The sequence below is a fragment of the Flavobacterium chungbukense genome (assembly GCF_020805785.1).
GTDB lineage: Bacteria > Bacteroidota > Bacteroidia > Flavobacteriales > Flavobacteriaceae > Flavobacterium > Flavobacterium chungbukense.
Window position 1 is genome coordinate 439172 of the sequence record NZ_JAJGZV010000002.1, and the last position, 21344, is coordinate 460515.

At 32.0% G+C, this 21344-nt stretch carries 21 protein-coding genes; 8 read left to right on the forward strand and 13 right to left on the reverse strand.

What is annotated here, in order from left to right:
- The first annotated feature begins 121 nt into the window (after window positions 1-121).
- The 8 genes from LL966_RS07155 to LL966_RS07190 all read left to right on the forward strand — a co-directional run bounded on the left by LL966_RS07155 (window position 122) and on the right by LL966_RS07190 (window position 7663).
- Window positions 122-1090 carry a Gfo/Idh/MocA family protein gene (locus LL966_RS07155; protein ID WP_229351701.1) on the forward strand — a complete coding sequence of 323 codons (969 nt, stop codon included), beginning with the start codon at window positions 122-124 and terminating at the stop codon, window positions 1088-1090.
- 86 nt (window positions 1091-1176) lie between these two features.
- Window positions 1177-2064: a 3-hydroxyacyl-CoA dehydrogenase family protein gene (locus tag LL966_RS07160; RefSeq protein ID WP_229351704.1), complete on the forward strand. Its 888-nt coding sequence runs from the start codon at window positions 1177-1179 to the stop codon at window positions 2062-2064.
- A gap of 15 nt (window positions 2065-2079) precedes the next feature.
- Complete coding sequence (locus tag LL966_RS07165) at window positions 2080-2574, forward strand: hypothetical protein (protein WP_229351706.1); 495 nt, start codon at window positions 2080-2082, stop codon at window positions 2572-2574.
- Between the two features lie 7 nt (window positions 2575-2581).
- Window positions 2582-3241, forward strand: coding sequence for a YggS family pyridoxal phosphate-dependent enzyme (locus LL966_RS07170; protein ID WP_229351709.1), 660 nt, complete (start codon window positions 2582-2584; stop codon window positions 3239-3241).
- Window positions 3242-3329: 88 nt separating this feature from the next.
- Window positions 3330-4691 carry an exonuclease domain-containing protein gene (locus LL966_RS07175; protein ID WP_229351712.1) on the forward strand — a complete coding sequence of 454 codons (1362 nt, stop codon included), beginning with the start codon at window positions 3330-3332 and terminating at the stop codon, window positions 4689-4691.
- Between the two features lie 30 nt (window positions 4692-4721).
- Window positions 4722-5561: an ion transporter gene (locus LL966_RS07180; RefSeq protein WP_229351715.1), complete on the forward strand. Its 840-nt coding sequence runs from the start codon at window positions 4722-4724 to the stop codon at window positions 5559-5561.
- Window positions 5562-5714: 153 nt separating this feature from the next.
- Complete coding sequence (gene miaA, locus LL966_RS07185; RefSeq protein ID WP_229351717.1) at window positions 5715-6635, forward strand: tRNA (adenosine(37)-N6)-dimethylallyltransferase MiaA; 921 nt, start codon at window positions 5715-5717, stop codon at window positions 6633-6635.
- Window positions 6636-6916: 281 nt separating this feature from the next.
- Window positions 6917-7663 (forward strand): acyl-[acyl-carrier-protein] thioesterase, encoded by a 747-nt coding sequence (locus tag LL966_RS07190; protein ID WP_229351720.1) that lies wholly within the window; start codon window positions 6917-6919, stop codon window positions 7661-7663.
- A 207-nt stretch (window positions 7664-7870) separates the two neighbouring features.
- On the opposite strand, the gene LL966_RS07195 is transcribed toward LL966_RS07190, so the two are convergent.
- The 13 genes from LL966_RS07195 to LL966_RS07255 form a co-directional block, all read right to left on the reverse strand.
- Complete coding sequence (locus LL966_RS07195) at window positions 7871-8404, reverse strand: hypothetical protein (RefSeq protein ID WP_229351723.1); 534 nt, start codon at window positions 8402-8404, stop codon at window positions 7871-7873.
- A gap of 75 nt (window positions 8405-8479) precedes the next feature.
- Window positions 8480-9169, reverse strand: a complete 690-nt coding sequence (gene prfH, locus LL966_RS07200) for a peptide chain release factor H (RefSeq protein ID WP_229351725.1) — start codon at window positions 9167-9169, stop codon at window positions 8480-8482.
- 14 nt (window positions 9170-9183) lie between these two features.
- Complete coding sequence (locus tag LL966_RS07205; RefSeq protein WP_229351727.1) at window positions 9184-10575, reverse strand: RtcB family protein; 1392 nt, start codon at window positions 10573-10575, stop codon at window positions 9184-9186.
- Window positions 10576-11303: 728 nt separating this feature from the next.
- On the reverse strand, window positions 11304-12020 hold the full coding sequence (locus LL966_RS07210) for a response regulator transcription factor (protein ID WP_012025443.1): 717 nt from the start codon (window positions 12018-12020) through the stop codon (window positions 11304-11306).
- A 3-nt stretch (window positions 12021-12023) separates the two neighbouring features.
- Entirely contained in the window at window positions 12024-13610 is a 1587-nt protein-coding gene (locus LL966_RS07215) for a sensor histidine kinase (RefSeq protein WP_229351729.1), read from the reverse strand.
- A gap of 59 nt (window positions 13611-13669) precedes the next feature.
- The gene (coaE, locus tag LL966_RS07220; protein WP_229351731.1) at window positions 13670-14266 is read right to left on the reverse strand and encodes a dephospho-CoA kinase; all 597 of its coding nucleotides are present in this window, start codon (window positions 14264-14266) and stop codon (window positions 13670-13672) included.
- Between the two features lie 2 nt (window positions 14267-14268).
- A complete protein-coding gene (locus LL966_RS07225) occupies window positions 14269-15267 on the reverse strand; it encodes a glycosyltransferase (protein ID WP_229351733.1) in 999 nt (332 codons plus the stop codon).
- Between the two features lie 126 nt (window positions 15268-15393).
- On the reverse strand, window positions 15394-16584 hold the full coding sequence (fabV, locus tag LL966_RS07230) for an enoyl-ACP reductase FabV (RefSeq protein ID WP_229351735.1): 1191 nt from the start codon (window positions 16582-16584) through the stop codon (window positions 15394-15396).
- A gap of 21 nt (window positions 16585-16605) precedes the next feature.
- Entirely contained in the window at window positions 16606-17127 is a 522-nt protein-coding gene (locus LL966_RS07235) for a tetratricopeptide repeat protein (RefSeq protein WP_229351737.1), read from the reverse strand.
- Window positions 17128-17136: 9 nt separating this feature from the next.
- Window positions 17137-18789 (reverse strand): DNA repair protein RecN, encoded by a 1653-nt coding sequence (recN, locus tag LL966_RS07240; RefSeq protein ID WP_229351740.1) that lies wholly within the window; start codon window positions 18787-18789, stop codon window positions 17137-17139.
- A gap of 56 nt (window positions 18790-18845) precedes the next feature.
- A complete protein-coding gene (gene porD / locus LL966_RS07245; RefSeq protein ID WP_229351742.1) occupies window positions 18846-19730 on the reverse strand; it encodes a type IX secretion system protein PorD in 885 nt (294 codons plus the stop codon).
- Between the two features lie 69 nt (window positions 19731-19799).
- A complete protein-coding gene (coaBC, locus tag LL966_RS07250; protein ID WP_229351745.1) occupies window positions 19800-21014 on the reverse strand; it encodes a bifunctional phosphopantothenoylcysteine decarboxylase/phosphopantothenate--cysteine ligase CoaBC in 1215 nt (404 codons plus the stop codon).
- A 9-nt stretch (window positions 21015-21023) separates the two neighbouring features.
- Window positions 21024-21341 carry a DNA-directed RNA polymerase subunit omega gene (locus tag LL966_RS07255; protein ID WP_209562297.1) on the reverse strand — a complete coding sequence of 106 codons (318 nt, stop codon included), beginning with the start codon at window positions 21339-21341 and terminating at the stop codon, window positions 21024-21026.
- Window positions 21342-21344 lie beyond the last annotated feature (3 nt).

Here is a 21344-nt window from a genome sequence, read left to right on the forward strand (position 1 = left end):
AAAATATTAAAGTCAAAAGTCATCGTGTTTAATTAACAATTTATAATTCACAACTCACAATTACCTAAATTCATTTTCACGTTAAACAAATAAATTATATTTTTGTTTAAAATACATTCTCATGTTAAAAGTAGGAGTTTTAGGTGCTGGTCATCTTGGTAAAATACATTTACGCTTATTACAACAATCTGACAAATATGAACTAGTTGGATTTTACGACGAAAATCAAGAAAATGCCGAAAGAATCTCAAAAGAATTTGGCTATAAAAACTTCAGCACAATTGCAAAACTCATTCACGCAGTAGACGTGATTGACATTGTTACTCCGACACTTTCGCACTACAAATGTGCAAAAGTAGCGATCAAATCAGGAAAACATATCTTTATAGAAAAACCAATTGCCAACACTGTCGAAGAAGCCGAAGAAATTATTGCTTTGGCAAAAGAATATAATGTGAAAGGGCAAGTTGGACACGTAGAGCGTTTTAATCCTGCTTTTATTGCTACAAAAAACATGATCGAAAATCCGATGTTTATCGAAACACATCGTTTAGCCGAATTTAATCCGCGTGGTACAGACGTTCCTGTGGTTTTAGATTTAATGATTCATGATATTGATGCTATTTTAAGTGTTGTTAATTCAAAAGTAAAAGATATTCACGCGAGTGGTGTTTCAGTAATTAGTGATACTCCGGATATTGCCAATGCCAGAATCGAATTTGAAAATGGCTGTGTTGCCAATTTAACGGCAAGCAGAATTTCTTTAAAAAACATGCGTAAATCACGTTTCTTTCAAAAAGACGCTTACATTTCAGTTGACTTTTTAGAAAAAAAATGCGAAGTAGTTCGTATGAAAGATGCGCCAGAAGTTCCTGGAGATTTTGATATGATTTTACAAAACGCAGAAGGCGTAAAAAAACAGATCTATTTTACTAATCCAGATGTAGAGCAAAACAATGCTATCTTGGACGAATTAGAATCTTTTGCCAATGCCGTAAATACAGATACAACTCCAGTTGTAACTCTTGAACAAGCTACAGATGCTTTGCGTGTAGCATATCAAATTATTGATTGCTTCGATAAAAAATAAGTACTATCAAAAAAATAAGTTAGCCACGAATTCACGATTTATTTGGTGAATTCGTGGCTAAATCATAAAAAAATATCTAGCCTAAAATGAAAACAATAGCTGTAATTGGTGCAGGAACAATGGGTAACGGAATTGCTCATACTTTTGCGCAAAGCGGATTTACCGTAAAATTAATTGATGTTTCTGAAAAATCATTAGACAAAGGAATGGCAACGATCGCTGCCAATTTGGATCGTATGCTTTCAAAGGGAACCATTACGCAGGAAGACGTTGCAAAAACTATAACTAATATTATTACTTATACTGATATTAAAGATGGTGTTGTAGGTGCTGATCTTGTTGTTGAAGCCGCAACTGAAAACGTTGAATTAAAACTGAACATCTTTAAACAATTAAACGAATATTGTTCACATAATACCATTTTAGCAACTAATACTTCTTCTATTTCAATTACACAAATTGGAGCAGTTGTAGCGCATCCTGAACGAGTTATTGGAATGCATTTTATGAATCCGGTGCCAATTATGAAATTGGTTGAAATCATTCGCGGGTATAATACAAGCGATGAAGTAACCAAAATCATCATGACTTTATCTGAAAAATTAGGTAAAGTTCCTGTCGAAGTAAACGACTATCCAGGATTTGTAGCAAACAGAATTTTAATGCCGATGCTAAATGAAGCAATCGAAACGTTATACAATAAAGTTGCTGGAGTTTATGAAATCGATACGGTTATGAAATTAGGAATGGGACACCCGATGGGACCGTTGCAATTGGCCGATTTCATTGGTCTTGATGTTTGCCTTGCAATTCTTAACGTAATGTACGACGGATTCAAAAATCCTAAATATGCTCCTTGCCCATTATTAGTAAATATGGTTAGAGCTGGAAAATTAGGAGTTAAATCTGGCGAAGGTTTTTACGATTATAGCGAAAGTAAGAAAGCAGAAAAAATCTCGAAGCAGTTTGTATAGACTTAAAATAGTTGTATGAAAAAAGTAATCTTTTTATTCATTATAATTATTTTTAGTTTAATCGCTCTTTATTGGTACAAACCAGTAACTATTGATTATTTCTTTGGAATAACTCGAATTTTAAATCAAGAAAACAACTACGAATTAGAAGTCAACAATAAAAAATATAAAAATTGTGTATTTAAAAGCACTGAAAGTTTTGACAAAAAACGAAAACACAATTTTTTAATTCTATATTTAAGAGATTTAAACCTAAAATCTAAATTTGAAATAATAGTTGTAAATCTTGATGAAAAAGTAGTCGGTTATTTTTGTGGTTCTGTTAACTGCTATGATAAAGTATTTGGCTATCTTTTTCAGAGTGATATGGGATCATTTTATATACCTTTAGAAGATAATGCAAAAGGTCCAGGATTTGATACTAAATTAAAATTAGAAGGCAAAAAGATAGATTTTTACATTCCTTCAGAAAGAAATGAAAGACTACATATTCAGCTTTCAAAAAAATAAATCACAAATGTCAATAGCATCAAATTTAAATACGATTAAAGCAACTTTACCTGAGCACGTAACTCTAGTTGCCGTTTCAAAAACAAAACCTGTTTCAGACTTGATGCAGGCTTATGAAGCTGGGCAGCGTATTTTTGGAGAAAACAAAATTCAGGAAATGACTGAAAAATGGGAAGAAATGCCAAAAGACATTCAATGGCATATGATTGGTCATGTCCAGTCCAATAAAGTCAAATTTATGGCGCCTTACGTTACTTTGATTCATGGCGTTGACAGTTTGAAATTATTGCAGGAAATCAACAAACAAGCTTTAAAAAACAACAGAACAATAGATTGTCTTCTTCAAATCTATATCGCTGAAGAAGAATCTAAATTTGGTTTGGATGAAAATGAATTAACTGAACTTTTAACTTCTGTGGAGTTCAAAGAGTTGAAAAATATTCGTATCTTGGGTTTAATGGGAATGGCAACTTTTACCGAAGACCATAACCAGATAAAAAAAGAATTCACCCATTTAAAATCGATTTTTGATTCGATAGAAGAACAGAAAGCTGATAACTGCACACTGAATACTATATCAATGGGAATGTCCGGAGATTATCAATTAGCAATAGAATGCGGAAGTACAATGGTGCGCATTGGAAGTAGCATTTTTGGAGGAAGATAATTTCGACACCAAATCCTGTAAAGCGAACAAATAATAGGCTTTTACAGAAAAAAAACTGAATACTAAAAACTGAGACTGAACACTGAATTTGTACGCAATACTTGACATAGAAACCACTGGAGGACAATTTAATGAAGAGGGAATTACCGAAATCGCCATCTATAAATTTGATGGACATGAAGTAATTGACCAGTTCATAAGCCTCGTTAATCCCGAAATTCCTATTCAGCCGTTTGTAGTAAAACTGACTGGGATAAATAATGCTATGTTACAGTCTGCACCAAAATTTTACGAAATAGCAAAACGTATTATCGAAATTACTTCAGACTGTGTTATTGTTGCTCACAATGCATCTTTTGACTATAGAATTTTACGAACAGAATTTAGACGTTTGGGCTACGATTTTGAAGCCAAAACACTTTGTACTGTAGAATTAGCAAAAAAATTAATTCCAGAACAGCCATCTTACAGTTTAGGAAAATTAGTTCGTGCACTAGGAATCCCAATGGCAGACAGACATCGTGCCAGCGGCGATGCGATGGCAACTACAAAACTGTTTAAAATGCTTTTAGAGAAAGATGTCGAAAAAACAATTGTAAAAGATTTTATAAAATTAGAATTAGAAAAAGGAATTGCACCAAAATTCTTAGATCTCATAAATCAAATGCCTGCTAAAACGGGTGTTTATTATATTTATAATGAAGCTGGCACTTTAATCTATATTGGTAAAAGCCAAAATATCAAGAAAAGAATGAACCAGCATTTTACCGGAATTACAACTAAAAGTAAAAGAATTCAAGCACAAGTTTTCAGGATTACTTATGAAGAAACTGGCAGCGAATTAATTGCACTATTAAAGGAAAGTCAGGAAGTAAAAGTAAATCGTCCGAGATACAATCGTTCTCAGAAAAAATCAGTTTTCCCTTTTGCTTTATATGCAGAAAAAGATGCTAACGGTTACATCAATCTGAAACTCGAAAAAGCAGATGGTCGTAAAAAAGAAATCACATCATTTGCTTCATTGCAAGAAGGAAAAAATGCGCTTTTCAAATTTACTGCAAAATATTTTTTGTGTCAAAAACTGACAGGATTATATCAAAGTAAAAAAGAATGTTTTCAATATAAAATAAAAGAATGTGACGGCGCTTGCATTGGCGAATTTCCTGCTGAAACATACAATTTGCGAGTACAGCAGTTTATTTCAGAAAACAGTTTCGAAAATAAAAGCATGATCTTAATCGACAGAGGCAGAAATGTAAATGAAAGAAGCGCTATTTTAATAGAAAACGGAACATTCAAAGGTTACGCTTATTACGATTTAAATTATCAAATTACGAATATTGAAATCCTAAAAAACATTCTAATTCCAATGCAGCATAATCGCGATGTAAAGAATATTATTCAAAACTACATCCGAAAAAGCAAATCACTTAAAATCATGCATTTTTAATCAATCAAAACTTTCATTATCTTTAAAGATATGAAGCACAAAAAATCACAATACGAAATCTTTAGAGAAAAAGTCAAAATCATTCTATATGGCACAAACACCATATTAGGCAGAATGTTCGATTTAGTATTGTTAGGTTTGATTTTACTGAGTGTACTTTTGATAATGCTAGATACCGTTCAAGGAATCAGCTCAAAATATCACGAACAATTGCTTGTCTGCGAATGGATAATTACGGTCTTTTTTACCATTGAATATATTTTAAGGATAATATCCATACAAAAACCCGTAAAATACATTTTCAGCTTTTACGGAATCATCGATTTACTTGCCGTTTTACCAATGTATTTGTCGATTTTTTTTCCTGGCGCAAGCATTTTATCAATCGTAAGAGCATTGCGTTTTCTTAGATTATTTAAAATTTTGCATATTCCGCAAATCAACCATCAATCATTACAATTAAAAGAAGCCATAGAAGCCAGTAAAGAAAAAATTCTGGTTTTCATCTATTTTGTCCTAATCAGCACCGTAATAATTGGTACAATAATGTATTTGGTCGAAGGACGAGAATCAGGTTTTACAAGTATTCCAATGGGAATTTATTGGACAATTGTAACTTTAACAACAGTAGGTTACGGAGACATTTCGCCACAAACGCCTCTTGGGCAATTTATAGCCGCTTTTGTAATGATTTTAGGTTACGGAATCATTGCCGTTCCAACTGGAATTGTAACTGCTGAGTTTGCCAAAAGCAGTCTAAGAAACAATTCTGTGAGCGGAAAAAAAACATGCAGAAAATGTCAGTCACAGGTTCATTTCGACAATGCAAAATATTGTTATGAATGCGGAACTGAACTGCCAAATAATTAATTTTTAGAAGCTAATCCAGCTGTACATTGCAACTCCTCCTTATATTTGTAATTTTTTAAGGCCTAAAAGGAGCTTCCGCTGGTCGCTCTTTTACACCAAAAAAATTCAACAAATATAAGTCCGGGGTTTCCATTTCCATCTGGGCTAAAAAATATGAAATACCTAATTACCATTGTCGGACCAACAGCTATAGGCAAAACAGCCTTGAGTATTGCTTTGGCACAACATTTTAAATGCGAAATTGTTTCTTGCGACAGCCGTCAGTTTTTTAAAGAAATGACAATTGGAACTGCAGTTCCTAATCAACAAGAATTAAACTCTGCCAAACATCATTTCATTCAAAATAAATCTATTTTTGAGAATTATACCGTTGGCGATTACGAAAAAGAAGCATTAGAAAAAATCGGAGAATTATTTAAAACCAATGATTTTGCAATTTTCATTGGCGGTTCAGGATTATACGTTGATGCTATTTTAAAAGGTTTCGACGAATTTCCAGAAATCGATCCAAAAGTTCGTTTAGGAGTAAATTCAAACTACGAAAAACTCGGAATTGAATATCTTCAGGAACAGCTAAAAAATTTAGATCCAGATTATTACCAAAAAATAACTTTAGAAAATCCTCAGACTTTACAAAATCCACAACGAATGATGCGTTTTGTAGAAGTTTGCATTGGAGCGCAACAACCCTATTCCTCATTTCTAAATCAAAAGAAAAACAATAGAGACTTCACTCCTATATTAATCGGATTAGATGCTGATAGAGAAATTATTTACAGTCGAATCAACCAGCGTGTTGACATCATGATGAATGAAGGTTTACTCGAAGAAGCAAAAGCCTTATATCCTAATAAAGCGTTAAATGCGCTTCAAACGGTCGGTTATAGAGAATTATTTAGTTATTTTGACGGAGAATTCACTTTACCTTTTGCAGTCGAAGAAATCAAAAAAAACACGCGAAGATTTTCTAAAAGACAATTAACGTGGTTCAAACGAAACGAAAATACCAAGTGGTTTGATTATGCTTTAGATAGAAAAGAAATCATAAAGTACATAGAAAATCTAGTAAAATGAAGTTTTTAAAACTGATAGGAAATATTTCTTTTATTTTTTGCACTATAGTTTTAACAATAGCATTTTCTATAGCATTAAATGAAAAAATTAAAAAACCACATTTTAAAAATTTAAATACAACTGAATTTATAATTTTTGGAATAATATTATTTTCTCTTATTTTCATAAGTTTTAAAATAGTCTCATCGTATTTCAAAAAATCTAATAGTTAATCTTTTTTCTTTATTCTATTTCCCGCAGAAAAAATCTAAAATCAACAATCTAAAATCTAAAATTATAAAATGCCAATATCTCCTAATTTCACATCAGTTTTAAGCAAAGACTGGGAAATCAATTTCACACAATGCACACCAACAGGTTACTTAAAATATACCGATTTGTGTAATATTTTGCAATTAACTGCGGCAGCACATTCAGAAATTGGAGGAATTAGTTTTTATGACATGCAGGAATTTCACCAAGCATGGGTTTTAAGCCGTATGCGAGTAGAAGTTCACGCTTTACCAAAATGGCAAGATGTTGTTACCGTAAAAACATGGATTAATAGTCTAGAAAATTCACGTTCAGTTCGTGCACTGGAAATGTATGTAAACGGTGAAAAAATCGTTGGTTGCGAAACGTATTGGGCTGTTTTTAATACGCAAGCGCGTCGTCCGGAAGCTTTGGCACTTCCTTATGAACATTTCGAATTATTCCCAGAAAACAGAGCCACAGAAGAAGGCTTTTCTAAAATAAACATCAATCACGAAAAAGAAGCTGTTTTTGAAAAAACCGTTTATTTATCTGATTTAGATATTGTAAATCACGTAAATAACGTAAAATATCTGGAATGGTGTCTAGATCACGTTGATCCAAAAAGAATCATGAAACAAGAAGTAAAAAGCTTCGAAATGAATTTCATGAAAGAGCTTTCATTAAAAGATAATGTTGTAATCCACGAAAGTGAAGACGATGATCATACAACAGCAACATTCAGCATTACAAAAGGCGAAAAGACGTGTTTTGCGTTAGAATTGCATTGGAAGTAAAAGAAATATTTTTGTTTAATCTACAAAATTACCACAATCTTGTCATTTCGACGTAAGGAGAAATCACATTCGAAACTCTACAAAGATTGGCGAATCTCTTTGTGTAAATACTAGTGCGATTTCTCCTTACGTCGAAATGACAAACTTTGCGAATAAACTCATGATAAAAACAAAAAACGATGCAAATTGCATCGTTTTTTTTCAAAATCATTTAGATTTCTTTTTAGAACTTTTCTTTGTTCTTTTCTCTTTCTTCTTTTTAAGCAAATCAATTTTATTTTCAATTCTTTTCTCAACATCTGTAATATCAGATTCATAATTAAATTGCAATAAATGAAGTTTCGCATTTTTAATCTCTTTTAATGCTTTTTTAAACTCATTTTGCGCTTCCAAAAGAATTGCTTTCTTGATGTAAATCTCTGATTTGTTGATTCCTTTAACTGTTAAGGCAAAATCGATTAACTTTTGTGCTTCTTCATAATCTTCGTTTAAAATCAATGTTTTTAAATAGTATGGATATACTTCAAGAGCATCAATATTAATCGACAAAGCTTGCTGAAAATAGGATTTTGCTTCTTCATAATTCAATAATTGTTCTGCCTGAATTCTTCCGTACAAACACAAAACCATCGTGTTTTTATCATCATAAGAAAAGGCATAATCCAAAGATTCTATTGTTCCTTCGAGCCAAAAAGGATAATTATCCAAAGCCTGAAAAAGGTATTTATCTGTTGTTTTCATTTTATGTGTTGATATTTATTGTTTTTTTGGTCACATATAATTCGCATATCATCATTGTGTTTTGCGACCAAGTTTTTAATTATGCTCATTTCTTAAATCTGTTTTTAATTTCTGACGAGTTCCTTTGTAGCTTTTCTCCACTTTGTTCTTTTTAAAATCACTTCCAGTAAAAGTCCTAACAGGATTTCCACGCTCAATGTTAAGCTGATTTTCCCATTGTTTTCCTATATGGTTTTTAAGCTGGATAAGTTTTTCGTCTTCTATCTTTTTTAATAATCTTTCTTTTGCCAGTTTTTTGTTTTGGTGTTGCGAACGGCTGTCCATAGAAACCACTGTAATTCCTGTTGGAATATGCGTTGCGCGAATCGCCGAACTTACTTTGTTCACGTGTTGGCCACCTGCACCTGAACTTCTCATTGCCTGATATTGAATATCATTTTCTGAAACTGACGCATTTTTCTGCGGTTCGATCTCAAAAATTCCAATGAACCAATTTTTGCGTTTGTGCATTTTCCGAAACTGATTTTGACCAATCCATTGAATGGTTCCAACCCAAGATTTCACAAACTGCTCTGCATCTGTTCCTTTTACAGCAATAGAAGCAGTTTCAACCGTTCCGTTTTCCTGACCTGCTTCACGCTGAAGTAAAACAGTTTCTAAATTTTGATTCTGTGCTTCTTCCAAAACTTTTTTAAGCACTTGAGCAGCAACCCAAGTGCATTCCGCAGGTCCGCGACCTGCTGTTATTTGAATTATTTTTTCCATTTTAATGTCTCTTTTTAGCGATCCATTCTAACAATTTTAGGTATAAAAGTTCCGAGAACTTCAACCAAATCAGTTTGGTTTGCCATCACTTTGGTAATGTCTTTGTACGCCATAGGAGCCTCGTCAATATTGCCTCCAATCAAGGTTACGTCATTAGCTTTCAAAACCTTTTTGATTTCGCTTTGCGTAAAAGTACTTTTACATTTCGCTCTTGAAAACAAACGTCCTGCGCCATGCGATGCCGAATTTAAACTCTCAGTATTTCCTTTACCTTTCACTATGTAACCAGGTGCCGTCATCGAACCTGGAATTATTCCCAACTGTCCTTTAGCTGCAGGAGTTGCGCCTTTTCTATGCACAATACATTCTTGACCGTTTACCATTTCTTTCCATGCAAAATTGTGATGATTCTCAATTGTAACCACTACTCTTTTCCCTATCGCTTTGGCAATTCGTCTGTGAATATCATCATGACAGGCTTTTGCATATTCTCCAGCTAAATTCATTGCCAGCCAATATTCTTGACCATCATGAGTGTTTAGATCTAACCAAGCCAAATGCTGTACATTTTTAGGTAACGGACATTGTTTTGTTGCTAAATAAGTATAATGCTTTGCAATGTTTGCACCTAAACCACGCGAACCACTATGTGAAAGAACTGCAAAATATTCGCCTTTTTCCAATTTCCATTCGTTCTCTGGATTTTCGATTTTAGCAATTCCAAATTCTACGAAATGGTTTCCTCCGCCCGAACTTCCTAATTGCTTGTACGCTTTTGGTAAAAGATTCTTCAACAATGGAATATCCTGAAATTCACTTTTATAAAAAACTTCATGATCTACTCTTGAAGCGTGTGTTTCATACATTCCAAACTTTGTATTATCTTTTAAAATTGCTTCTAACTGATGTTCTCTTCCTTTAAAATGAGATTCGGGTAAATCAAAAATAGAAAGACTCATACGGCATCCAATGTCAACCCCAACTCCATATGGAATTACAGCATTGTCAGTTGCTAAAACTCCGCCAATTGGCAATCCATATCCTGAATGTGCATCTGGCATTAAAGCTCCAGCCACTGAAATTGGCAGTTTCAACGAATCGTACAATTGAAATTTTGCTTGTTGATCGATTTCGTTTTCACCAAAAATAGTGAAAGGTACTCTTGTCATTTTCAACTGATGCATTCTTACCTGAACTGGTTTTATCAAACCTTCAGCTACTTTTCCCCAAGTTCCGTTTCCTTCATACTTTTCAGGATTTAGTAAAACGTCTTTTGCTTCTGTTAGAATAGATTCTTTTTTTTCTCTTTTTCTATATCTGTTTATCTGCCCTAAGGCAATGTTTATTGAATTGTTCTTTGGAAAACCTAATTTAATCAGGTCTTTTCCGCTTAATTTATTTCCCATAAATTATTTAATTAAACTTTATGCAGGTTCAAATCAACTTTAAATCAATAGATTAAAAATGAAATAAACATGCGAAATCTTATCCTTTTTGGATAAATAATAAATTGTTGTATTTCGGGAAAATTTGAAGTGTCTAGAATAAAAAAAGCCCGAAACTAAATGTCTTCGGGCTTTTTTATATATCTAAAAATGTATTTCTAAGATTGAAATAAGCCACGAAGAAGCGCTGCACCAAATTCGTTTGGTGTGAAGCTTTGTGATGTCAATGTAAGTACAAACATTTTTCTTCGTTTTAAAGGGTTATTATTTTTTTCGTCTGCAAATATTCAGAATTGTTTTTTGATTTTCCAAATTTATTTTTCAGAAAAGTCGTGTAAAAAATATTTTTACCCTCAAATTACTCAATAAATAAGAAGTTATTATTTTGAAAATGAGAACAATACATCAATAGAAATAAAATTAAAAATTCTAGTATTTAATGTAATTTTTGTCATTTCGACTTAAAAGAGAAATCACACACGTATATCTACAAAGATTGGTAATTCTCTTTGCGTAGACGCACTGCTGTGCATCTCTACGATATACGCTATCAATAAATCAATTACAATTTTAATGTAGAGATGCACTGCAGTGCATCTAACCAAAGATTGGCGACATTTAATTCTCTTAAACACAAAAAAAGCCCTGATTTCTCAGAGCTTTTATATTGTTTTTAGGTAAATAATTTATTATTCAGAAACTTTGCTTTTTACAACAAGTCTAAAACCTTCTCCATGAATGTTTAAAATTTCAACATCTTCATCAGATTTCAGGTATTTTCTCAATTTAGCGATATAAACGTCCATACTTCTTGAAGTAAAATAGTTGTCATCTCTCCAGATTTTTGTCAATGCTAATTCTCTTGGCATTAAATCATTTTCATGAAGAATAAGCATTTTAAGCAATTCATTTTCTTTTGGAGACAATTTAATTGGCTCTTCATCCTGGAAAGTCAAAAATCTAAGTTTTGAATTTAAGTGGAATTTACCAATATTAAATTCAAATTGTACTTGTTCTGCTTTTGTATCTGCAGATTTTCTTTGAATAATTGCTTTAATTTTCATTAAAAGCACTTCTGAATCAAAAGGTTTATTTAAATAATCGTCAGCACCAGCTTTGTAACCTTTTAACACATCCTCTTTCATTGATTTTGCAGTTAAAAAGATAATTGGCACTTCACTGTTCTTTTCTCTAATTTCTTTAGCCAAAGTATAGCCATCTTTATAAGGCATCATTACGTCAAGAATACATAAATCATATACATCTTTCTTGAATTTTTCGAAACCTTCCATACCGTTTTTAGCTAAAGTAACTTCAAAGTCATTTAACATTAGATAATCTTTAAGAACCGCCCCAAAATTTAGGTCATCTTCTACTAAAAGTATTCTTTTGTTAGTATTTTCCATATTTTAATTTATTAATGGTATTTTTATTATAAAGGTGCTACCTTTTCCTTTTTCGCTTTCTACATATACTTGACCGTTATGGTCTTCTACAATTCTTTTTACATAAGCCAGACCTAAACCATGACCTTTTACATTATGGAGATCTCCCGTATGTTCTCTGTAAAATTTCTCAAAAACTCGCTTTTGAGCTATCTTACTCATTCCCAACCCGTGATCTTTCACCTTAATTAAAATAACGTCTTTTACATTTTCTGTAAAAATTTCAATCTTCGGAATGTCTGGAGAATATTTTATAGCATTTTCTAAAATATTAACCAATACGTTTGTGAAATGAACTTCGTTAATTAAAACTGTTGTTCTCGCTGCATTATAATGTCTTTCAACCGTCCCCTGTCTGTCTTCTAATATCAGATTTACATGTTCAATGGCATCGTCAATTATATCGGTAACTACAGTAGGTTCTTTTGTAATATCAAGTTCTCTTTTTTCAAGTTTAGAAATTCGTAATACATTTTCAACCTGAGCATGCATTCTCTTATTTTCATCCCTAATCATTTGGAGATAACGATAAACCTTTTCTTTATCTTCAATAACTTTAGGGCTTTTAATAGCATCTAAAGCTAAATTTATAGTCGCAATTGGAGTTTTAAACTCATGCGTCATGTTATTTATAAAATCGGTCTTGATTTCAGAAATATGCTTCTGACGCAGTAATTGATTTAAAGCACTTGTATAAGCAACTATAATAATCAATGTAAACACTATTGATAAAATAGTAATACTTAATAATTCTGATAACAAGAATTTCTTTTTATGCGGAAAAGTAACAGATAACTCATATTTACTATTCCCTTCATTATCAGTAAAAATCGGAATATTATAAGTAGCATCTTTATCATAATGAAATCCATCGGATTTTATTTTGGTTGGAACGCCACTGCTGTAAATTCCAAATTCAAATTTTGTTTTAACTTCATATTCTCCCAATTCTTTCTTTAATAACTTGAAAAGCCTATCTTTTGTTACTCTTCCTTCAATTGGAGTTAAAGAAGCAATGTCTTTATATTGAATTTGCTGCTGAACTTTATTTAAAATATCTAAACTTCCAGATTTTTCTATTCTATCATCTGGAAAAATACTTTGTCCTAAACTGTTATTATCAATACCCTTGTTATTGTTGTAAACTTCAGTGACTCTTTTTGAACTGAAATTTTTAAAACGTTCACTACTGAATTTTTTATCAAAAACTGATCCATTTATATCATAATCTTCTGATGTCAAAGTGCTCGAATAAACAATTGTTTTATTTGTCTTCGGGTTTCTTTGTACATAAAGTACTTCCAGCAGATCTTCTTTTTTTGGAATTTTCCCCGTACTGTCTTTAATACGGTTGTATTTGTCGTAGAAACTGTACTCTTCTTGCTGCTCGAGTTTGTCTGCAACATTTCCAATTACTTGAGTAACGTGGTATTTAAACTGTTCTTCATTATTTTTGAACGAAGAATTGAACCAAAATACTTGAACCAGAATTATCCCGATTAAGGACAAACTCATTAATAAAACAAGTATTCTAAAAAATAATTTATTCATCGAAACAAAATTAATATTTTAACAATATACTAAATAATACATTAACCAAATATTAACATTTAAGACTGATTTTGTTTTATATTTAAAATTTTAAGAATTTTAACAACTTCTTCTTTAGCAATTTTAAGATTATCGTTATTAATCACGAAATTACTCTTAGAAATTCGTTTTTCATCATTCCACTGCATTTTCATTCTGCTCAAAACTTGTTCTCTCGTTGTTTTATCTCGTTCAATAACTCGCTCAATCCTTTTTTCTTTAAGAGCTGTAACTGTTATAATTACATCACATTCTTTATATCGGCCGCTTTCAAATAATATTGCAGCTTCATAAATTACATAATCATAATTCTTATAATCTTGCATCCATTTTTCAAAATCTCTTTTTACTCCTGGATGTACAATTGCATTTAATTTTGCTAATTGTTCTTTATCATTAAAAACTATCTGAGCTAATTTTGCTCTATTTAAAACTCTATCATCAAAAACGTCTTGACCAAAAACAGTCTTAACTTCCTCAAGAATATCCTGAGACTGCATTACTCTTTTGGCACCGTCATCGGCAATATAAACAGGAACACCCAATTCATTAAAATAATTTGCAATAGTCGTTTTACCACTGCCAATTCCTCCTGTAAGGCCAATAACTTTTGTCATTATTATAATTTAAAAAACATACGTGGAAATGCTTCTTGCGGTTTCTTCTTCAATAAAATTACTTTTATATAAGATTTTAAAAATCCTGTTCCGTAACCAAAAAATTGTTTCCAAACTGCTATTACAGATAAATATCCAATTTTGATACTTTTATTTTGAATACTTGCTGTAAGAAAAATTATAACGAAATATACGAAATATAATTGTAATAAAATATCAATATTGAAAATTAACAATAAAAAAGCTAATAATAAACCCAATAGAAATAGGGTCGGAAAGAAGAATGTTAGCTTATTATGTTCTGGATACCAGCTATTTAAAATAGGTCTCGCAACACCAAATTTATTAACTTGAATAGAGAATTTTTCCCAGTCAATTCTTCTTTTATGGTATACATAAGCCTCTTTAAAAAGCCTTGTTTCGAATCCTAAGTTCCATAAACGAATGGATAGATCAGGATCTTCTCCAGGATGTATGTTTCCAAAGCCATTTGAAGCTTCAAAAGCTTTTTTAGAAATTCCCATATTAAAGCTACGCGGCTGGAACTTATTTATCTTTTCAGACCCGCCTCTAATTCCTCCTGTAGTCAAAAATGATGTCATTGCAAAATTGATCGCTTTCTGAATATCAGAAAAACTGTCAAGTGCCTTATCAGGTCCTCCAAAACAATCCACATATTTTTCATCTAATTCTTTACGAACTTCTGTCAAATATTGTGAAGGAATAATACAATCAGAGTCAAAAATGATAAAATAATCTCCTCTAGCGCGCTGCATTCCATAATTTCTAGAATCTCCAGGTCCTGAATTTTCTTTAAAATAATAGGATATATTTAATTTTCCTTGATAATTCATTACCACATCTCGACATGGCAATGTAGATCCATCTTCTACGAGAACAATTTCAAAAGCTTCATTATAATCTGATTTTGAGAGACTTTCTAAAAGCTCATCAACTTCATCAGGACGATTATACACGGGTATAATTAAAGAAAAAATCATAGCAGACTGTGCGGTATTAAAAGAGTATATTTTTTAGTTTAAAAATTTTAACAAAGATAACGTATATTAACAAAAAAACCATCAACTTTTGATTGATGGTTTTTGTTTTACACTAAGTAAAAGATATTATTTTATACTTTCAATTTCAACAACTTCATTTGTATCTGCAGTGTAATCAATACCAGCAAATTCAAATCCGAATAAATTTAAGAAATCATTTCTGTATCCTGCAAGATCTCCAATTTCTGGTAACGTTTCTGTAGTTGCCTCTAACCAAAGTTTAGCCACTTTTTCTTGAACATCTTCACGCATTTCCCAATCGTCAATTCTGATTCTTCCTTTTTCATCAACAGGAACTTCAGAACCATTGTATAGTCTATCTTGGAATAAACGCTGAATCTGCTCGATACAACCTTCATGAATTCCTTCTTCTTTCATAATTTTATACAAAAGAGAGATATATAATGGAATTACAGGAATTGCAGAACTTGCTTGAGTTACTAAAGCCTTATTTACAGAAACATACGCTTTTCCTCCTATTGATTCTAAAGAATCACTAATGGTAAATGCTGTAGCTTCTAAATGATCTTTTGCACGACCAATTGTCCCTTTACGATAAACTGCTTCAGTTAAAGATGGTCCGATATAAGAATAAGCAACTGTTGTAGCCCCTTCTGCCAATAAATCTTCATTTTTCAAAGCATCAATCCACATTGCCCAGTCTTCACCTCCCATAACAGCTACTGTATTTTCAATATCTTCTTCATTTGCTGGAGCGATAGAAACTTCAGATACTTTTCCTGTATGAAAATCAACTGTTTTGTTTGTAAAAGTTTGTCCAATTGGTTTTAAAACTGAACGATGCGTAACACCTGTATTAGGATTTGTACGCACAGGCGAAGCTAAACTATAAATCACAAGATCAACTTTTCCTAAATCAGCTTTAATCAAATCAAGAGTTTCTCTTTTTATTTCATTTGAAAAAGCATCTCCATTAATACTTTTTGCATACAATCCTGCTTTATGAGCTTCTTTTTCAAATGCTGCAGAATTATACCATCCTGGAGAAGCCGTTTTTCCTTCAACTGGCGGTTTTTCAAAAAACACTCCAATAGTTGCTGCACCAGAACCAAAAGCACTAGTAATTCTTGAAGCTAACCCAAAACCTGTAGAAGCACCGATTACTAAAACTTTTTTAGCTCCAGCAATTTCTCCTTTTGATTTAATATATTCAATTTGATTTTTTACGTTTTGCTCAGCTCCCGTTGGGTGGGCAGTCAAACAAATAAATCCTCTCATTCTAGGTTCTATAATCATCTTGTAATTATTTTTTTTGTATTATTTGAATTTCAGTTTTAATTTTTCAAAAATAGACATTTTATCCTTAACCCTTTTCATATTGGCGTTCATATTGTCAATAAAATTTGGGTTTAAAGCATTTTTAGTAGCTTCTTTATAATAAGCATAAGCTGCCGCAAACTCACCTTCATATTCTGCCATTCTACCTAATTCACTGTTATAAGTAGAGTTATCTGCATTTTCTAAATTTGCTAAAGTAAAATTTATATGCTCTTTTGCTTCAGCGTATCGACCAAGATCTATTAATAAGTAAGTATAATTAAGATAAGGAGCAGGATATTTTGAATCGAATTTCATTGCTAATTTATAATGATACACTCCTTTTTCGTAGTCACTTAATTTATTATAGTAAATCCATCCCAAATGATTATGGGCTTTTCCAAAATCAGGATATTGAGACAAAATATCTTCTAGTAATTCTTTCGCATCTGCAGAATTTCCTTCAGAAATTAATGCATCTGCTTTAATAAATTGATTTTCGTAAAAACTCAAACTTTCCATTTCTATATTTTAGTTCAATAATTGTTTTGCATGGTTTAATGCCGAATCAGAAACATTTGCCCCAGACAACATTTGAGCAATTTCTAAAATTCGGTCTTCTTGCGATAAAAGCTTCAATTCTGATTGTGTATCATCTCCCACCGTAGATTTTGAAACCTTAAAATGAGAATCGCCTTTAGAAGCAATCTGCGGTAAATGCGTAATAGCAAATATCTGCATTGTAGCACTCATTTCTTTCATAATCTCTCCCATCCTAATCGCTATTTCTCCAGAAACTCCCGTATCAATTTCATCAAAAATCAAGGTTGGCAGTTTCGAATATTTTGCTAAAATTGCTTTTACAGCAAGCATAATACGAGACATTTCTCCACCTGAAGCAACTTTTTTCAGCAAACCAAAATCAGTTCCTTTGTTGGCAGAAAACAGGAATTGCAATTCTTCTTTTCCGTTCTGAAGATAATTTTCAGATGGAATAAGGTCCATTTTGAAACGAGTATTTGGCATTCCTAAGGTCTGTAAAATCGAAATTAATTGCTCTGATAATTTCGGAATAGCATTTACTCTATTTTGATGAATCTCATCAGCATATTTATCCAATTCGATTGTTTTTTGTTCGATAATTTTAGATAAAGAAGCAATTTCTTCGTCCATATTATCAAGTTCCAACAAAGTATTACCTAAATCTGCCTGAATTTGCAATAAATCATCAACAGAACTTACCGCATGTTTTTTCTGAAGATTATAAATCAATTGTAATTTCTGATTTATTAATTCTAACTGGGCTGGATCATTTAACAATTTCTCTGAACAATTTTCTAATTCTTTAGAAATATCATCAAATTCAATTGCTAAACTCGTTATTCTTTCAAATAGATTTTGATATTCTGGCGAAAATGCCGCTACTTTTTGCAACGCATTTTTTATTTCATTTAAATTATGAAAAACTCCAAATTGTTCTTCATTTGCAATTGACAGCGATTTATCTAAAGATTCTTTGATAATCTCAACATTATTCAGTTTCTCATAATCTGCTTCTAATTCTTCCTGCTCACCAGATTTTAATTGAGCCGAAACCAATTCATTCAATAAAAACGTATTGTATTCCTGCTCTTTTCCTGAATCACTTTGTTTTTTAAGCAAAGCATTCAATTTTGATTTGTCTGTTTTATAAGATTTTAGCAATTTCTGATACTGTTCAATACTACCTCCATTATTTGCAATGGCGTCAATAATTTTGAATTGCACACTTTCATCTGATAATTCTTGAGTTTGCTGTTGTGAATGAATATCAATTAAATACAAACTCAAATCTTGCAGTTCTTGAAGATTTACTGGACTATCATTTATAAATGCACGAGATTTACCTGAAGGAAGAATTTCACGTCTAATAATGGTCTCATCTTCATAATCCAAATCATTAGCTTCAAAGAATTCTTTCAAATTATATTTTGAAATTTCAAATTGAGCTTCAATGACACATTTTTCTTCTTTATTTTTTAAAGAACTTAAATCTGCTCTTTTTCCTAAAACAAGACCAATGGCACCTAAAATAATTGACTTACCTGCTCCTGTCTCACCTGTAATTATAGAAAAACCTTTAGAAAAATCTATAGCTAGTTTTTCAATAAGTGCATAATTTTTAATTGACAGTGAAGTAATCATAGGGCAATTTTGTAATAATAAAAGTTAAAAGAAGATTTATAAAACGAAAACAGAAATTAATATTTAATCTGTGACCATTTAGTAGAATTTAACGGCGAAACTTTATTCAGAACGTCTGTTAAATCAGAAACTGTTATATTTGGTCCTCCCGAGAAAATAGAAACTATTTCATCCGATTTGGCATCAAAGAAAACTCGAGTTATAAAAGCGTTTGGTTTAACCGAATTTAATTTACCAATTAGCAACAAAGAAGATTTAATTTTTTCTTTTGAAGCTTTTAAATCTAAAGTCATAGCATCTAAACCAGCATGATACGCATACATCGTCTGGCGTAAATCACTGTAAGTCGGCGCAATCATATCATTAATTAAAAAATAACGATTTTGTAGTCCATCAGCCTGACTCCAGCCTTTAAATCCGCCTTGCTGTGCTACATTGGCAATGTTTTGTGCCGTTTGAAAATATGGATTTCCTGCTCCCATTTGAAAACTATCAGCATCCATACCTAGAATCATATAACAATAGAAAGAAATCACAGAAACCAAATTCGAATCATAAGTTGTCGGATTGAACAGCAATGGTTCGTATTCTGTATATCTAAAATTAAAATCTTTGTCGTTGTAATTTAAAATCGGAGAAGAATAAGTAGAATTGTAAATCAATCTTGAAGATTGCACCTGAATAGTGCCAGTAAATTGATCTGAACTATTAGATGAAAGCGTTATATACATCGAACAGTTTATTCTTTCGTTTTGTTTTAACGCCGAACCTGTCCAGTCTGTTTTATTTACAAACTCCGACAGAGAAGTTTGAAGCGTCTTAAAAACCTGATTATTCGGATTTGTAAGTCGCTCCGTATTAATAGTTACTGTACAGTTTAGCTGTTGCGCTTGCACAAAACCAAAGCTTAAAAAAACCAATAGCGTAACTATCTTATTCATAATCATCTAAAATTTAATTTTATAAACACAAAATATTTCAATTTTATGTTCTCGGCGTATATTTTAAATTTATGATTTTGAAAAATGCTCTACAACTTTATTCAAAATATCCACCGCAACAGATTCTTTTGATTTTAATTCCATCGGTTCAATTTCAAAATTTTTATCGATAAAAGTTACTTTATTCGTTTCTTTTTTAAAACCAGCACCTTTATCTTGTAAGGAATTTAAAACAATCAAATCTAAGTTTTTTTTCTGAATTTTCAACTTAGCATTTTCAATTTCATTTTCAGTTTCTAACGCAAATCCGATTAAAAACTGTTTTTTCTTAATTGCACCCAATGAAGACAATATATCTTTTGTCTTTTCAAGTTCAATCGAAAATTCGGCTTCATTTTTCTTAATCTTCTGGTCTGCAACAAATTTAGGTCTGTAGTCTGCTACCGCTGCGGCAGCAATTGCTACATCAACTTCATCAAAATACAAATGACAAGCATCGTACATCTCTTGTGCCGAAACTACATCTGTCACTTTTACCAAATTATTTTTTGCCTTATAATGTGTTGGACCCGCAATTAAAAAAACTTCTGCTCCTAAACTGGCAGCTTCATTTGCAATATCAAATCCCATTTTACCAGAAGAATGATTTCCTATAAAACGTACAGGATCTATCGCTTCGTATGTAGGGCCAGCCGTAACCAATATTTTTTTTCCTTTTAAAGGCAATTTACTTTCTAGATCTGCTTCTAAAAAAGCAACTATATTTTCTGGTTCAGCCATTCTTCCTTCACCTGAGAGACCGCTAGCCAATTCTCCATTTTCAGCTGGAATCATTACGTTTCCAAATTGTTTCAGAGCAGCAAAACTAGATAAAGTAGATGGATGTTTATACATATCCAAATCCATTGCTGGTGCAAAATAGACCGGACATTTAGCAGATAAATAAGCCGCAATTAATAGATTATCACAATTTCCCGTGGCCATTTTAGATAAAGTATTGGCAGTCGCAGGCGCAATCAGCATTAAATCAGCCCAAAGACCTAATTCAACATGATTGTTCCAAACTTCACCTTCATCATCTTGGCTGAAGAAACTTGAATGTACAGGATTTTTAGATAACGTAGATAATGTAAGTGGTGTTACAAAATCCTTAGAAGCAGGTGTCATTATCACTTGGACATGTGCACCTGCTTTTATAAAAAGTCGTACTAAAGTGGCTGTTTTATAGGCTGCAATTCCACCGGAAACACCCAGCAAAATATTCTTCCCTTTAAAAACTGACATTGTACTATATTATTTGTTTGAACCTCTGTGGTAAGTTTTTCCGTCTAACCATTCTTGAACAGCTAAAGCGTGTGGTTTTGGTAATTTTTCGTAAAATTTAGAAACTTCGATTTGCTCTTTATTTTCAAAAACTTCCTCTAGACTATCATTATAAGTAGCAAACTCTTCTAATTTTTCAGTCAATTCTTTCTTAATCTCAGAATTAATTTGATTTGCTCTTTTAGCCATAATGGTAATTGCCTCATACACATTTCCTGTTGGCTCTTCAATAACTGTTTTGTTGTAAGTTACTGTATTAACAGGAGCATTCGTCTTTTTTAAATCCATGAC